This is a genomic window from Pseudomonas serbiensis (assembly GCF_030580745.1).
Lineage (GTDB): Bacteria > Pseudomonadota > Gammaproteobacteria > Pseudomonadales > Pseudomonadaceae > Aquipseudomonas > Aquipseudomonas serbiensis.
This window is the reverse complement of the sequence record NZ_JAUQOO010000001.1, coordinates 114,923-129,370: the sequence shown is the minus strand read 5'-3', so window position 1 is coordinate 129,370 and position 14,448 is coordinate 114,923. Positions and strand designations below refer to the sequence as shown.

The 14,448-nt window shown below is 59.6% G+C and carries 14 protein-coding genes; 10 read left to right on the top strand and 4 right to left on the bottom strand.

What is annotated here, in order from left to right; genetic code table 11:
- Positions 1-104: 104 nt before the first annotated feature.
- Positions 105-1,271 carry an MFS transporter gene (locus tag Q6A51_RS00615; protein WP_304573867.1) on the bottom strand — a complete coding sequence of 389 codons (1,167 nt, stop codon included), beginning with the start codon at positions 1,269-1,271 and terminating at the stop codon, positions 105-107.
- 6 nt (positions 1,272-1,277) lie between these two features.
- Positions 1,278-1,817 (bottom strand): GNAT family N-acetyltransferase, encoded by a 540-nt coding sequence (locus tag Q6A51_RS00610; RefSeq protein ID WP_201017743.1) that lies wholly within the window; start codon positions 1,815-1,817, stop codon positions 1,278-1,280.
- Positions 1,818-1,923: 106 nt separating this feature from the next.
- Between Q6A51_RS00610 and Q6A51_RS00605 the strand changes: the two genes are divergently transcribed.
- Entirely contained in the window at positions 1,924-2,802 is an 879-nt protein-coding gene (locus Q6A51_RS00605; protein ID WP_304573866.1) for a LysR family transcriptional regulator, read from the top strand.
- A 157-nt stretch (positions 2,803-2,959) separates the two neighbouring features.
- Positions 2,960-4,543, top strand: a complete 1,584-nt coding sequence (locus tag Q6A51_RS00600) for an aldehyde dehydrogenase (NADP(+)) (RefSeq protein WP_201003165.1) — start codon at positions 2,960-2,962, stop codon at positions 4,541-4,543.
- A 207-nt stretch (positions 4,544-4,750) separates the two neighbouring features.
- On the opposite strand, the gene Q6A51_RS00595 is transcribed toward Q6A51_RS00600, so the two are convergent.
- Both Q6A51_RS00595 and Q6A51_RS00590 read right to left on the bottom strand, forming a co-directional pair.
- On the bottom strand, positions 4,751-5,332 hold the full coding sequence (locus tag Q6A51_RS00595) for a GNAT family N-acetyltransferase (protein WP_201003167.1): 582 nt from the start codon (positions 5,330-5,332) through the stop codon (positions 4,751-4,753).
- The gene (locus Q6A51_RS00590) at positions 5,332-5,886 is read right to left on the bottom strand and encodes an RNA polymerase sigma factor (RefSeq protein WP_201017746.1); all 555 of its coding nucleotides are present in this window, start codon (positions 5,884-5,886) and stop codon (positions 5,332-5,334) included. Before Q6A51_RS00590 ends, Q6A51_RS00595 begins: the two co-directional genes overlap by 1 nt.
- Positions 5,887-6,222: 336 nt before the next feature.
- Between Q6A51_RS00590 and sctW the strand changes: the two genes are divergently transcribed.
- From sctW to sctR, 8 genes are read left to right on the top strand one after another with little or no spacing between them, the layout of a single operon-like run.
- Positions 6,223-7,269, top strand: a complete 1,047-nt coding sequence (gene sctW / locus Q6A51_RS00585) for a type III secretion system gatekeeper subunit SctW (RefSeq protein WP_304573865.1) — start codon at positions 6,223-6,225, stop codon at positions 7,267-7,269.
- A complete protein-coding gene (gene sctV / locus Q6A51_RS00580) occupies positions 7,266-9,371 on the top strand; it encodes a type III secretion system export apparatus subunit SctV (protein WP_304573864.1) in 2,106 nt (701 codons plus the stop codon). Before sctW ends, sctV begins: the two co-directional genes overlap by 4 nt.
- Positions 9,372-9,381: 10 nt before the next feature.
- Positions 9,382-10,365, top strand: a complete 984-nt coding sequence (locus tag Q6A51_RS00575; protein ID WP_201017749.1) for an FHA domain-containing protein — start codon at positions 9,382-9,384, stop codon at positions 10,363-10,365.
- Positions 10,362-11,720, top strand: coding sequence for a FliI/YscN family ATPase (locus tag Q6A51_RS00570; RefSeq protein WP_304573863.1), 1,359 nt, complete (start codon positions 10,362-10,364; stop codon positions 11,718-11,720). Before Q6A51_RS00575 ends, Q6A51_RS00570 begins: the two co-directional genes overlap by 4 nt.
- On the top strand, positions 11,707-12,171 hold the full coding sequence (locus Q6A51_RS00565; protein ID WP_201017750.1) for a type III secretion protein: 465 nt from the start codon (positions 11,707-11,709) through the stop codon (positions 12,169-12,171). The genes Q6A51_RS00570 and Q6A51_RS00565 overlap by 14 nt, the downstream gene beginning before the upstream one ends.
- Positions 12,168-12,728: a type III secretion system HrpP C-terminal domain-containing protein gene (locus Q6A51_RS00560; protein ID WP_201017751.1), complete on the top strand. Its 561-nt coding sequence runs from the start codon at positions 12,168-12,170 to the stop codon at positions 12,726-12,728. Before Q6A51_RS00565 ends, Q6A51_RS00560 begins: the two co-directional genes overlap by 4 nt.
- 1 nt (position 12,729) lies before the next feature.
- The gene (sctQ, locus tag Q6A51_RS00555) at positions 12,730-13,794 is read left to right on the top strand and encodes a type III secretion system cytoplasmic ring protein SctQ (RefSeq protein WP_201017752.1); all 1,065 of its coding nucleotides are present in this window, start codon (positions 12,730-12,732) and stop codon (positions 13,792-13,794) included.
- On the top strand, positions 13,791-14,444 hold the full coding sequence (gene sctR, locus Q6A51_RS00550; protein ID WP_117165055.1) for a type III secretion system export apparatus subunit SctR: 654 nt from the start codon (positions 13,791-13,793) through the stop codon (positions 14,442-14,444). The genes sctQ and sctR overlap by 4 nt, the downstream gene beginning before the upstream one ends.
- The last annotated feature ends 4 nt before the right edge of the window (positions 14,445-14,448 follow it).

Sequence of the window (14,448 nt, the reverse complement as noted above, 5' to 3'; positions counted from 1 at the left end):
TTTAATAACCTTTCTCATGGATCCAGCAATTGGTTAAAACCATATCACCGGACAAAACATTCTATAAATTCATTTAACTTCTATATAAATATGCAAATAGTCTATCAACCGACAAGCACTTGAGCGTGGCGCCGCAGAACCATCGCCAAGCCCCACACCAGCAGACTGATGGCCAACGAAAGCAATACCAGCCCGCGATCCCCCGAAGTTTCACGCACCAGAGCGTAGAACCAGGGTGCGCCCGCCGCACACAGAAAAGCCGGTGCCAGCAGCCTGCCCTGCAGCTGGGTGTAGCGGGCATGGGCAAAAAGCTCGAACGGCAGGCTGGCACGCAGCAAGGTACACAGGCCGTTCATGGCCCCATAGCCAAAGATGAACAGACAGGCCAGCCAGACTCGTCCCTGGCTCATGAGCGCCATGGCAAAGCACAGCGCAAGACCGGCACCCACCCAGACATTCAAACGCAACGCCGACATGGATTGCCCCAGCAGCACCTGCAACAAGCGGGCGCTGGTCTGCCCGATTCCCCACAAGGCCACCAGCCCCAGCGGCACACCGAACCCCGCCAGCATCGCTGGCAAGTGCGCCGACAGACCGGCAGACATGAAGCCGATCAACATCATGCTCAAGGCATAACCAATCTGCGGCAGACAAGGCGTGGCAATGGGCGGCTCGCCGGATTCGACACGCTCTTGTACAAAACCTGTACGGGCGTCCGGCAGCCCGCTCGCCAACAGCCCGCTGAACAGCGCCAGAGCGGCATACACCCCAAACGCACTGCGCCAGCCAAAAACGTCCTGCAAGTAATGCCCCAAGGGCCAGAACACCGCTGAAGCCAGGCCGCCCAGTAAAGTGATCTGCATCATCAGCGGACGGGCCCTGGCAGCCAGCAATCCGGCCAGAACCGCAAACAGCGCATCGTAAAGGGACAAACGCATCCCGACGCCAAGGATGCACCAGGCCATGAAATACAACGTCGGGCTCTGGCACAACGCCAGGCCACAGCACCCCATCGCGTTGAGCAGCGCCCCCGCCTGCATCACCTGCCGAGCGCCCAGACGCTGGATCAGGCGGGCAACCAGCGGAGAAACCAGCCCCATGACCAGCATCGCGACTGATAGTCCGGCAAAGACCCGCTGCCCGCTCCAGCCCAGATCATGGGCAATGGCGTTGCCAAAAGCCCCTGGCAGGTAAAAGGTCACACCCCAATTGATCAACTGTGCAACGCCCAGTCGTAACACCGCATGCCGGGGCAAGCCCGTGCCGTTCACCCGGTTTCACACAACAGGTTCAGGCGTACTGAGCGAACCGTCGCCCAAGGCCCGCTGCATCAACACGGTATCGACCCAGCGTCCGTGCTTGAAGCCCACCGACTCGAAGACGCCTACCCGATGAAACCCCAACCGCTCATGCAGGCGGATCGACGCGGTATTCTCGCTGTTACCGATAACGGCGATCATCTGCCGCCAGCCACCTTGTACGCAGTGCTCGACCAGTTCTGCGAGCAGCGCCTGGCCGATGCCCAGGCCACCCATGCCACTGCGCACATAAACCGAGTCTTCCACAGTAAACCGGTAGCCCGGACGTGGCCGATAAGGCGTGACATAGCCATACCCCACTACTTCACCCAGGCGCTCGGCAACCCGATAAGGCAACCCCTTGGCGAGCACTTCGGCGCGCCGACGCAGCATTTCCTCCAGGCTCGGCGGCTCCAGCTCAAAGCTGGAAATCCCCTCCAGCACATGCTCGGCATAGATCGCCTGGACCATGGGCATATCATCGTCGCGGGCGTCACGCAGGATCAGGGCATCGTTCATCTTGAAGACTCTTTGGCGGGTGCTATTGAATGAGAGCAATGATGCAGCGCGGCAACCCATAAACAAAGCTATGATCATTCATCCTCAGCATAAGTAAAACTTTGCCATGCGCCGACTGAACCTCAACCATCTGCATACCTTCTCGCTGGTTATTGCTCACGGCAGCTTCTCGGCGGCAGCCGAACGCCTGAACCTGACCCAACCGGCGGTCAGCCTGCAAGTGCGGCAACTGGAAGAACATCTGAACCTGCGCCTGATCGAGCGGGTGGGCAAGCGCATCAAACCTACCTCGGCAGGCAGCACCTTGCTGGAACATGCCTCGCGAATCGATGCGGTGGTCGAAGAAGCCATGCTGGAGCTTTCCAGCCATGCCCATGGCATAGCCGGACAAATCGCCATCGGCACCGGGGCAACCGCCTGCATTCACCTGCTGCCGCCCATGCTGCAAAACCTGCGACAACGCTTTCCGGATCTGGACGTGCGAGTCAGCACCGGTAATACCGACGGTATCCTCAAGGCCGTGGAAGAGAACCGCCTTGACCTGGCTCTGGTCACCCTGCCCGCTTCAGGCCGTAGTCTGGAAGTCACACCGCTGCTGGAAGATGAATTCGTGGCGATTTTCGCCAGCCAGCAAGAGCCATTGTCCGAAGCCTTCACACCCCAGGCACTCAGCGATTACCCGCTGGTGGTGTTTGAAGCCGGCAGCAGCACCCGCCTGCTTATTAATGAGTGGTACCTGCAAGCGGGCATCCGCATCAAACCGGTCATGGAGCTGGGCAGCATCGAGGCCATCAAGGAAATGGTCGCGGCGGGTCTGGGTTACAGCATCGTGCCCCGTATGTCGGTGGCGGCAACCCATCATCGGCGCGGGTTGCAGGTTCATTCCCTGACACCGGGGCTGAGCCGTACACTGGGCATCGTGTTGCGTCAGGACAAACCGGTAAGCAAGGCATTGCGCAAGGTGCTGGATACGCTTCGCGGGTAAGCGATTCGTTCCTGCCGCTATCCTGCTTTGGCAGTTGCATATGCTGCCGACCAAGTTGTACGATGACTGCTGACCTCATAGATTCGGCAACCCATAAGGAGCACCGGTCCACATTTATCCGGACCGGCCTCCAACGTCAAAACAACAGGAGATACCGATGCCTAACATTCTCGGCCACAACTTTATCGCTGGCGGCCGCAGCGCCCTTGGTCAGACCCAGCAGAAAAGCCTCGACGCCACGACAGGTGAAGAACTGCCGTACAGCTTCTTCCAGGCCACCGACGGCGAAATCGATGCCGCTGCCCTGGCTGCCAAAGAGGCCTTCCCCGAATTCCGTCAACTGAGCCCGGCCCGTCGCGCCGAGTTTCTTGAAGCCATCGCTGACGAGATCGATCAACTGGGCGATGATTTCGTCGCTATCGTCTGCCAGGAAACCGCTCTGCCTCAAGCGCGTATCCAGGGTGAGCGCGGTCGTACCAGCGGTCAGATGCGTCTGTTCGCCAAGGTCCTGCGTCGTGGCGATTACCTCGGTGCCCGTATCGACCTGCCGCTGCCGGACCGCAAGCCTCTGCCACGTGTGGACCTGCGCCAGTACCGCATCGGTGTAGGCCCGGTCGCAGTGTTCGGCGCCAGCAACTTCCCGCTGGCCTTCTCCACCGCCGGTGGTGATACCGCTGCTGCGCTGGCAGCCGGTTGCCCGGTGGTCTTCAAGGCTCACAGCGGCCACATGGCCACCGCCGATCTGGTGGGCAGTGCAATTATTCGCGCAGCAGAACGCACCCATATGCCAAAAGGTGTGTTCAACATGATCTTCGGCAATGGCGTCGGTGAAGGACTGGTCAAGCACCCGGCCATTCAGGCTGTCGGTTTCACCGGTTCTCTGGGCGGCGGTAATGCGCTGAGCAAGATGGCCGCCGAGCGTCCACAACCGATTCCGGTCTTCGCTGAAATGTCGAGCATCAATCCGGTGGTCCTGCTACCGGAAGCCCTGGCAGCACGCGGCGAAACCGTGGCCAAGGACCTGGCCGCTTCCGTGGTAATGGGTGCCGGCCAGTTCTGCACCAACCCAGGCGTGGTGATCGGTCTGCGCTCTGCGACCTTCTCGGCCTTCCTTGAGCAACTGACCGAGCACATGGGCGGTCAGGCCCCGCAAACCATGCTCAACGCTGGCGGTCTGCGCAGCTACAGCAAAGGTGTCCAGCACTTGCTGGAGCACCCGGGCGTCACTCACCTGGCAGGCAAGCCGCAAGAAGGCAAGCAGGCTCAGGCACAACTGTTCAAGGCTGATGTCAGCCTGCTGCTCAACGGTGACGAACTGTTGCAGGAAGAAGTTTTCGGCCCGACCACGCTGGTGATCGAAGTCGCTGACGATGCCGAACTGAAGAAAGCCCTGCTGGCCTTGCGTGGACAGCTCACTGCGACCCTGATCGGCGAACAGTCAGACCTGAGCAAATACAACTGGCTGCTGCCTTTGCTGGAAGAGAAAGTCGGCCGCATTCTGATCAATGGCTACCCGACTGGCGTCGAAGTCTGCGATGCCATGGTCCACGGCGGTCCTTACCCGGCGACTTCCGATGCACGCGGCACCTCGGTGGGCAGCCTGGCCATCGATCGCTTCCTGCGCCCGATCTGCTATCAGAACCAGGCTGACAGCCTGTTGCCTCCTGCCCTGCAGAACGCTAACCCGCTGGGCCTGAAGCGTCTGGTCAATGGCGAGTGGAGCGACCAGCCTATCGTCTGACCGGCGTCCACAAAAAAGAGCGGCGCGGCCTGAAAGGGCCGCGCCGTTTTTTTTGAAAACCACAACGATAACCTTGTGTCAGCTTGCCGGGACCGGAAACCGGTCCTGGCCAGAATCAGCACCGCATCGACCGTTATAACGGTCGTGCGGTAGAGAACACGGTATGCACCTTTAACCAGTGCATACCCTTTTTTCAACGCTGGCGAATCAGACAGCCTCCGAGACATTGATCCGCACCGGCACGTTCAGCGATTGCCCCAATGGCAGGCCAAACAGCAGAACGTCGGAGCGCTGCTCACCGAAGCGGGCGATGTTGGGCAGGCGAGCCCACAGATGCGCGCCAACCGCTGTAACGATCTTCTGGCTGGGCGTGTTGGCCGCCATGATCCAGGCCACCAGGTTCTCAAGCCCGGCCTGCTGGCCCAGGATGACCGTCGCTTTACAGAGCAACACGCCAATGCCACTGCCGAAATGGTCGCCGCGCACGTAGATGGCCGTTTCCCCGGTTCTGTAGCAGGCCTGGGTTCCCCAACTGAAGCGGTTGATCGACAACCAGCCCAGCACTTCACCACGACGCTCGTAAACGTAGACAGGCAAGCCGTCGCGCTTGTAGAGGTTGACGTAGAACTTCACTTCTTCGTAGGTCATCGGCCGGGTAACCGGCGAGTTGGCACCGCTGCCAGCCGTTTCGTTGAAGATGTTCATCATCGCTTCGAGATCGTCTTCAGTGAACTCGCGAATACCGCGTGGCAGACGTGGCAGCTCGGGTTTAGGGACAAAACTGTTCATTAGTGAATCTCCTTGGAATAAACGCTGGTTTTGAGCTGTCCACGAGCACGGGCCAATCGTGAGCGGATGGTGCCAATCGGGATGTCCAGATGACGCGCGGCATCCTGATAACTGATGTCCGAATCGACCACCAGTTGAATGACGGTGCGCATGTCCACCGAGAGTTCTTCGATAGCTTCAAGGGTACGGCCCAGGGTGCGCTGGAAATCGCTGATCAGGCTTGGGTCATGGCCCTGCTCCAGGTTTTCCAGTTCGGAGTCGGTCAGCTCCATGCACTGAGGCTGGTTGTAAAACGTTTTGAAATGGTTCCTCACCAGATTGGCTGCAATCCCGAACAACCAGGTTTCAGGGCGTGAGGTGCCCAGATACTTGTGTTGATTGCGCCAGGCTTCCAGATACGTCATCTGCATCAGGTCATCGACATCCGCCTGATTGAATACGCGCTTACCGATGAAACCTCTCAGCTTTTTCTCGCTGCTTTTAGCAAGGCCACCCAAGTCCAGTGCGATAACACCGATGACTTTCCCTTCGCGCTGCATGCCTTTGACTTCCACGGTTGTATCTCCATATCCATAAGTAACTTTTGCCGGTAGTGGCCAGATAGGGAGAGCAGCGAATGTACCAACTATTTATTATTTTCAAGTCATTGATTTATAAGGACTTGCACTCTAAAAAGTAGTGGCTTTGTGCCATTTGTTGCATTCTCGACACAAAGCCCGTGCAAGAACTGGCACAGCTTTCAAAGCATCAGATGGCAGGAACCGGTTGCGCTTAAACGCCACTCAGGAAACACATGTTCCGAGGCGATAGCGCAGCCCATGAAAATCAACTCCTTCCAAGATATGCGGCCCGCTGAACTGGAGCCGTTCCCTCGCCCCCCCGTCCAGGAGATGTCGAAGTCCTTCGCTCCCAAGAATCCGTTGCTCGATTCCATGGAAGAAGTGGCGATGAAGTTCAGCGAAAGCGTGGAACGCCACAGCAAGGGGCTGGACGAACGGCATGTTCGTGAATCAGGCAGTTCGCAACGTATAGAACGCATCGAGAAACTGGCCGAGATGTACCGCCTGCTCGATAACAGCGAGCAACCCAGCCTTGAGCAACAGGCCAGGCGAATGCAGATCCAGATGATGCAGCAAGGCAGCTCGATGCCTGACCTGCTGAAAATGGCCGACAACGACCCGGCGCGGGCCGACATTCTGTTGCAACAGGTGGTGCGCATATCCGTTGCCGAAAGCAACGAAGCCGGTCACGACCAGGCTCAGACAATGCTTGAAGAGCTGCGTCTGACACACGGCGACAAGATTCGCGCCGGCTTGAACACCGCCAGCGCCATTGCCCTGTTCAGCAGCGACCCTCAACAGCGCAGCCTGATGCGTCAGCTTTATTACAAGGCAATCGTCGGTCAGCAGCCTCTGGCAACCCTGCTGGAAGCCTTGCTCGAACGCTTCAACGAAGATCAGTTCGCCCGCGGCCTGCGCACCTTGCAACGGGCATTGGCCGATGACATCGCCGCACTGGCCCCTTCACTGCCGGGCGGTGTGCTGCGCTCGATGCTGCGCGGCCTGGGTGCCAGCGGTCAGTTGAACAACCTGCTGAAAACCTGCCTGGCGCTGCTTGAGCGTCTGGCCAAGAAGTCTCCGGGCAGCAGCATGACCGCACTGGGCATGAGCAAGCGGGTATTGCGTTTCTGCGGCAACGGCTTCTTCGCCCGCGACCTGACGCTGCTGGCCGAAGAAACCATTGGTCGCACGCCCAACCTGCAACCACTGTTCTTCAACGGCCTGTACCCGCTGCTGCAAAACCTGCCTCTGCCGTTGTGGAAGGACCTGAAAACCCGTCAGAACGGCCTGCGCCTGTTGCAGGGCCTCATGGATGAATTGTCTCGCCAGGAACGCAAGGCCATGGGCATTGAAGACGCCGGGAGAACCATCCAATGATTCGCATCATCCATGCACTCAACAACCTCGCGCTGGCGGTGATGAGGCGCACGGAAATCGTCGGTGCGATCATGGTCATGGCCATTGTGTTCATGATGATCCTGCCCTTGCCCACCGCGCTGGTGGACGTGCTGATCGCCCTGAACATCTGTATTTCTTCATTGCTTATCGTGTTGGCGATGTACCTGCCGCGCCCGCTGGCGTTCTCGACCTTCCCGGCAGTATTGCTGCTGACCACCATGTTTCGCCTGGCCCTGTCGATTGCCACCACCCGCCTGATTCTGCTGCAACAGGATGCCGGCCATATCGTCGAAGCATTCGGCAGCTTCGTGGTCGGCGGCAACCTGGCCGTGGGTCTGGTGATCTTCCTGATCCTGACCATCGTCAACTTTCTGGTGATCACCAAGGGCTCGGAACGGGTTGCGGAAGTCGCCGCGCGCTTCACCCTGGACGCGATGCCCGGCAAACAGATGTCCATCGACAGCGACCTGCGGGCCAACCTGATCAACGTACGTGAAGCCCGGCACCGCCGCGAGCAACTGTCCAAGGAAAGCCAGTTGTTCGGCGCAATGGATGGCGCGATGAAGTTCGTGAAGGGTGATGCCATCGCCGGTCTGGTGATCGTGTTCATCAACCTGATCGGTGGGTTTTCCATCGGTGTGATGCAACACGGCATGGAAGCCGGTGACGCCATGCACCTGTATTCGGTACTGACCATCGGTGACGGCCTGATCGCACAGATTCCTGCACTGCTGATCTCGCTGACTGCGGGCATGATCATCACCCGCGTTGCCCCGGACAGCCAGACCGCCGACGCCAACATCGGTCACGAAATTGCCGAGCAGCTCACCAGCCAGCCAAAAGCCTGGGTGTTCGCCTCCATCGGCATGATGGGGTTCGGTCTGATTCCGGGCATGCCGACCATGGTGTTTGCGTGCATCAGCCTGCTGTGCCTGTTCAGCGGGCTGATTCAGTTATGGCGGATTCGTCAGAAGGAGCTTTATCAGGATCAGGCCGGTGCCGCCCGCAATGGCGCGCCCGAACTCAATGGCCGCGAGGATATCCGCCGCTTCAACCCGTCGCGGGCTTACCTGTTGCAGTTTCACCCAAGCCATCAGGGTTTGATGGAGCTCGACATGCTGATTCAAGGCATTCGCCAGCGCCGCAACACACTGGTTCATAACTTTGGCCTGACTCTGCCCTCCTTCGATATAGAGTTCACGGAGAATTGCGAAATCGATGAATTCCGCTTCTGCGTTTATGAAGTGCCTTTCATCCGTGCCACCATTTCCCTGACCCAGGTGGCCGTCGATATTCGTGATGTCGAGGAAGACCAGCCCGGCACCCCCGGACGGATTGATCGCGACGAAGCCCAGTGGATCTGGGTCGATGCCAACGATCCGCTGTTCGAGGACGAGGACATCGTCGGCATACGGCCTCATGAACTTGTCCTTGAACGCATGAGCCGCGCCTTCCAGGCCACCGGCCCGCAGTTCATCGGCCTTCAGGAAAGCAAGGCGATCCTCAGTTGGCTGGAATCCGAACAACCGGAGCTGGCTCAGGAGCTGCAACGCACCTTGCCGCTGGCGCGCTTTGCCGCCGTGCTGCAACGCCTCTCCGCCGAACTGGTTTCCCTGCGTTCGGTCAGGCCGATTGCCGAAACCCTGATCGAACAAGGCCAGCATGAACGCGACCTAAATGCCCTGACCGACTATGTGCGCATCGCCCTCAAGGCGCAGATCTGTCATCAACACAGTGAAGAAAACACCCTCCACACCTGGCTGGTGACGCCGGAAACGGAAGTATTGCTGCGCGATGCCCTGCGCCAGACCCAGAACGAATCCTACTTTGCCCTTGAGCCCGAGCTGGGCAGTGCGCTGCTCGAACAGTTGCGCGAAGCCTTCGCCCTGCAATCGAACCCGCCATCGAGCCCCAAGGCCGTCCTGCTGGTTGCACAGGATTTGCGCAGCCCCTTGCACAGCCTGCTGGCAGATGAGTTCAACCACGTACCCGTGCTGTCTTTCGCCGAGTTGTTGTCCACGGTGCAAGTCAAGGTCCTGGGTCGCATCGACCTGGATGAAGCACAAGCCCTGCTAGCCTGACGGAGTCCCTATGGAAACCAAGAAACACTACGAACTACGGGTACTGACCGGCCTGCATCGGGGCGCGGCACTGCCCTTGAACGGCGATCAATGGAGCATCGGCTCATCCAGCGGCGCAGACCTTTCACTGTACGATCCCGGCATCAAGGACAGCCACTGCATGCTGCGGCTGGTGGACAGCACCTGGTCGCTGGCCAGCAGCGAAGGCCCAGTCACCGACAGCGAAGGCCACAAGATAGAAGGCATTACCCAGCTTGAGCCGGGGACGCCGTTTGCCCTCAATGGCGTATGGCTGTCAGTGCTCAGCGCCAACACCGAATGGCCACCTGAAGAAGACGAAGAAAACGAAGAACAGCCTCAAGCGTCTGCCGAAGCCTTTGCAGACGCTCTTGCCGACCCAGAGCCCGAACAGAAGTACGAACCGGAACCTGTGCAGTTGGTCGCCGAGCGCGAAGCTCCGGCACCTAAGGCAGCACCACGCTCACTGCTCGGGCCTTTATTGCTGGCCGGTTCACTGGTGGTGTTTCTGGGCGCGCTGTTCTGGCTGGTCAACCAGCAGGAACCTGCACCGCCAGCGCCGCTGAAACCGTCCAAAGTCGAGCTCAAGGATGCGACCGAGGTAAAGAAAGTCCTCACCAGAATGCTCGAAGAGCGCGAGCTGCAAAAGCGCATCACCATTGCTGAAGAAGAAGGAAAGATTTTCCTGCACGGGCCTTTCGACGAGGACGACCTGTTGCAGTCCACCTCGCGCATGCTGTTGCACTTCGATCGTCAGTACAAAAGCCCGCTGCAAGTGCTCAACGCCCTGCCCGCCGCCACGGCTGAACTGCCTTTCACCATCATTCAGATCAGCAATACACGCCTGGCCAGTGTCCTGACCAGCGATGGCCGGCGCCTGTTCCTGGGCGATGAAGTCGATGGCGTGCGCTTCGTCGATATCAACGAGCATAAAGTGGTATTCGAGGGTGAACGGCGTGTGGAGGTGAGCTGGTGAGCGAATCAGCCCTGAATCCTCTGAACACATGGCGCCAGGAACACAGCGAACGACTGCAACGTTGTGCGCCAGTGGAAGTCATGGGTCGTATCGCCGGTGTCAGCGGCATCCTCTTGCACAGCCATATGCCTCAGGCACGCATCGGCGACTTGTGCGAAATCCGTCGGGCAGATGGCACTGAGGTGATGGCCGAAATCGTGGGCTTCGACCGCAAGCACACCTTGCTCGCGGCACTCGGAGCGCTGGACGGCATCGCCATCGGTGCGCCGGTCCGGCCACTGTTCCAGCCCCACAGTCTGGTGGTGGGTGAATATCTGCTGGGCTCGGTCCTGGATGGTTTCGGACGTTCGTTGAGCGGTGACGGGCCATCGGCCTTTGCGCTTTCCGGCGCGGCGGGAGCCCAGCCCGTCATCCGCGATGCACCACCTGCCACCGAGCGTCCCAGGATCGAAGCGCCGTTGTCCACCGGCCTGCGCGCCATCGACGGGCTCCTGACCCTTGGCGAGGGCCAGCGGGTCGGCCTGTTCGCCGGTGCCGGTTGCGGCAAGACGACATTGCTCGCGGAAATGGCGCGCAACACGCCCTGCGAGGCAATCGTGTTTGGCCTGATCGGTGAGCGCGGACGTGAATTGCGTGAGTTTCTCGACCACGAACTGGACGAAGAACTGCGCTCGCGAACCGTGCTGGTCTGCTCCACTTCGGACCGCAGCAGCATGGAGCGTGCCCGTGCAGCGTTCACTGCCACGACCATCGCCGAAGGTTTTCGACAGCAGGGCAAATCGACCTTGCTGATCATCGACTCCCTCACCCGTTTTGCACGGGCCCAGCGGGAAATCGGCCTGGCCAGTGGCGAGCCGGCCGGTCGCGGCGGGCTTCCGCCCTCGGTCTACAGCCTGCTGCCGCGTCTGGTGGAACGCGCCGGAAGAACCCGGACCGGAGCAATCACAGCCCTGTACTCGGTACTGATCGAACAGGACTCGATGAACGACCCGGTGGCCGACGAAGTTCGCTCCCTGCTGGACGGCCATATCGTGCTCTCTCGGCGCCTGGCAGAGCGCGGCCATTACCCGGCCGTGGACATTCTGACGAGCCTGAGTCGAACGATGAGCAATGTGGTGGGAACCGAACAGGTCAAGGGTGCCACACAGATACGCAGACTGTTGGCTGCTTATCAGCAAGTTGAAATGTTGATCAAGCTGGGTGAGTACCAACAGGGGAACGATCCACTGACCGACTTCGCTGTGCAATCGCGCGATCAGATCATGGATTTTCTGCAGCAATCGCTACGAGACCCGGTGTCGCTGGAAGACACCCTGGACCACCTCATACAGGTAACTGCTGATGTCCCACGATGACCTTGACCTGCTGGATTCGGCCAATGATCCGCAAATGAACAGCCTTGGCCAGACCCTCGATATCCTGGCGCCGATCCGTCGGCACCGTCTGACCCTGGCCGAACAGGCATGGCGACGTCAAAACCAGGTGCTCAACGACTTGCAGACCCGCCTGCATCAAATGACCAGGGACATCGAGTCATTGCATCAGGCCTATCGCCAGTCACGCATCGAGCAACGCGATCGGCATGCGAACCGCCCGTTGCCCTTGAGCGAAATGAATGACTGGCTGGCCCAGGAACGTCAGGCCATCCGGCATATCGAGCGCAGCGAAAAGCATCTGAGCAACCTTCAGCACGAGCACCGCCAGCAGCAAATGTGGACTGATGACAGCCACAAGGAACTGCGCAAACGCCAGCGTGATGTTGAAAAACTCGACTACCTGATGGATCTCGCCCGGGAGGCCTCATGAACACCAAGCCTGTGGCGCACAAGCCCACGCCTCCACGCCCGCAGGAGCCGCCCAAGCCACGCAACAGCACCAGCAACACCGAGAACACCGCCACGCCGGTCAAGCACGAGCGCGGCGAACATGTGCCTCACGAAACTCTGGAAGAAGGCGAACTCTTCGAGCAGATGATGACTGCGTCGAACGACAACGTCTTCTGGCTGGGCAACGATCAGCCACAAGGCCTGAGCGATGGCTGGCGCGATGGCGAAAAGCATGGCAGCAATGCCTCGCTGCCACCGGCACCGGTTGAAGCCTTGTGGGACTCGCTGCTCAACCCGATAGAAGAACACCTGGCCAGCAACGAAATGGAACCGATGGAAGCCATCTTCGAGCTGCCGGAACTGGGCAAGGTGACGGTACAGGTCATCCCGCGCAGCGACGGGCTGGATATTGCCCTGCGCTTTGCCCGTGATGCTGCCTTGCAGCGTTGTCAGGAAAACCGCGAAGCCAGCCGTGAATGGCTCAGCCAACGGCTGGGACGTCGCGTCAGGCTCACTCTCGATCAGGCAGGTCATTGAAATGAATGCACAGGCACTTGCCCTCAGACCCGTCAGCACCACCGAAGCTTCGATCCGACAACGGATAGGCACCGGTCTGAGCCTGCCTTTCCAGCTCAATCGGCAAAAAGGCCAACTGGCCTTGCGCCTGGCGCCCACACCCGGCCAGACCGTCGACGAAGGTCATCTGGAATGTGCGTCCGGGCCTTTGCGGCTGACCAATACCGAAGCCCTGCTGGGCCTGTTATCCAGTTGCCCGGCCCTGTTGCAGCAATCGGACAACAACGAAGACCATCAGTGGTACTGGCAGCTTTACAACCATTACCTGAGCCCCGAGCTGCAACACCTGTTCGGCACATTGCAGCCGCTGGATCAGCCCAATGAACAAGGGCTGGACTGCCTGCTGGAAGCGCGCATCAACGGTTTGCGGGTCTGCTCCAGGCTGAGCGCGCCACCCGCCACCCTGCTCGATCTGCTGGATCGCGGCCAATGGCAGCACACTCATATCGGCCAGACCTGGCCGTGGCCCATCAACACCCCGCTGCTGTTGGGCCATCTGGCCCTGACCTACAAGCAGTTGAAGGGGTTGCGCCCCGGCGATGTGCTGCTGCCCGACCATCCACTGTTTACCCCCGATGGCCACGGAATACTGCAACTGGGCTCCTGCCGCCTGAGCCTGGTCCAGGAGTCCGCCAACGCATTGTGCTTCACCCTTACCGAACTGGAGCAAGACACCATGAATGCCACTATCGACCACTTTGCGGCTTCCGACAGCGATAACCCGATTCTGCTCGACGATATCCATATGCAGGAACACGAAGATTTCGCCGAAAACACGGCTGACGGAAGCGACGATATGGAGCGCTTCAACGATCTGGCGCTGGCCCTGACGCTGCGTGCGGGCAATCTCTCACTGAGCCTGGGTCAGTTGCGTTCGCTGTCGGTCGGCTCCGTGCTGACCTTCAACGGTTGCGCGCCGGGCCATGCCATGCTGTTCCATGGCGAGCGTGCGCTGGCGCATGGCGAGCTGGTGGATGTCGAAGGACGCCTGGGCCTGCAGATCACCCGCATGGAAGCCTTGCGGTGAATCTCCAGGATGCCAACCCACTGACGCTTGCCCTGTTTCTGGGGGCTCTGTCACTGGTGCCATTGCTGATGATCATCTGCACGGCCTTCCTGAAGATCGCCATGGTGCTCTTGATTACCCGTAACGCCATCGGTGTCCAGCAGGCCCCGCCAAACATGGCGTTGTATGGCATTGCCCTGGCGGCCACGCTGTTCATCATGGCGCCGGTGTTCAATGAAATGGGGCAACGGGTCAAGAAACTCCCCGAACGCCTGGATAACTTTGCCGCCATGGAAAGCGCCGGCAAACATGTGATCGAGCCGTTGCGCCTGTTCATGACCCGCAACATCGATCCGGATATTCAGACCCACCTGCTGGAAAACACCCAGCGCATGTGGCCAAAGGAAATGTCGTCCCAGGCCAGCCGCGATGACCTGCTGCTTGTCGTGCCGGCCTTCGTATTGTCCGAGTTGCAGGCCGGTTTTCAGATCGGCTTCCTGATCTACATCCCGTTCATCGTCATCGACCTGATTGTCTCGAACATTCTGCTGGCTCTGGGCATGCAGATGGTTGCGCCGATGACCATTTCGCTGCCGCTGAAAATCCTCCTGTTCGTGCTGGTCGATGGCTGGACCCGCCTGCTCGATGGGCTCTTCTACAGCTACATGTGATCCG

Coding starts and splice junctions, on each gene's coding strand:
- Q6A51_RS00610 (WP_201017743.1), bottom strand. CDS start 1,817: ATGAACGATGCCCTGATCCTGCGTGACGCCCGCGACGATGATATGCCC.
- Q6A51_RS00605 (WP_304573866.1), top strand. CDS start 1,924: ATGCGCCGACTGAACCTCAACCATCTGCATACCTTCTCGCTGGTTATT.
- Q6A51_RS00600 (WP_201003165.1), top strand. CDS start 2,960: ATGCCTAACATTCTCGGCCACAACTTTATCGCTGGCGGCCGCAGCGCC.
- Q6A51_RS00595 (WP_201003167.1), bottom strand. CDS start 5,332: ATGAACAGTTTTGTCCCTAAACCCGAGCTGCCACGTCTGCCACGCGGT.
- sctW (WP_304573865.1), top strand. CDS start 6,223: ATGTCGAAGTCCTTCGCTCCCAAGAATCCGTTGCTCGATTCCATGGAA.
- sctV (WP_304573864.1), top strand. CDS start 7,266: ATGATTCGCATCATCCATGCACTCAACAACCTCGCGCTGGCGGTGATG.
- Q6A51_RS00575 (WP_201017749.1), top strand. CDS start 9,382: ATGGAAACCAAGAAACACTACGAACTACGGGTACTGACCGGCCTGCAT.
- Q6A51_RS00565 (WP_201017750.1), top strand. CDS start 11,707: ATGTCCCACGATGACCTTGACCTGCTGGATTCGGCCAATGATCCGCAA.
- Q6A51_RS00560 (WP_201017751.1), top strand. CDS start 12,168: ATGAACACCAAGCCTGTGGCGCACAAGCCCACGCCTCCACGCCCGCAG.
- sctQ (WP_201017752.1), top strand. CDS start 12,730: ATGAATGCACAGGCACTTGCCCTCAGACCCGTCAGCACCACCGAAGCT.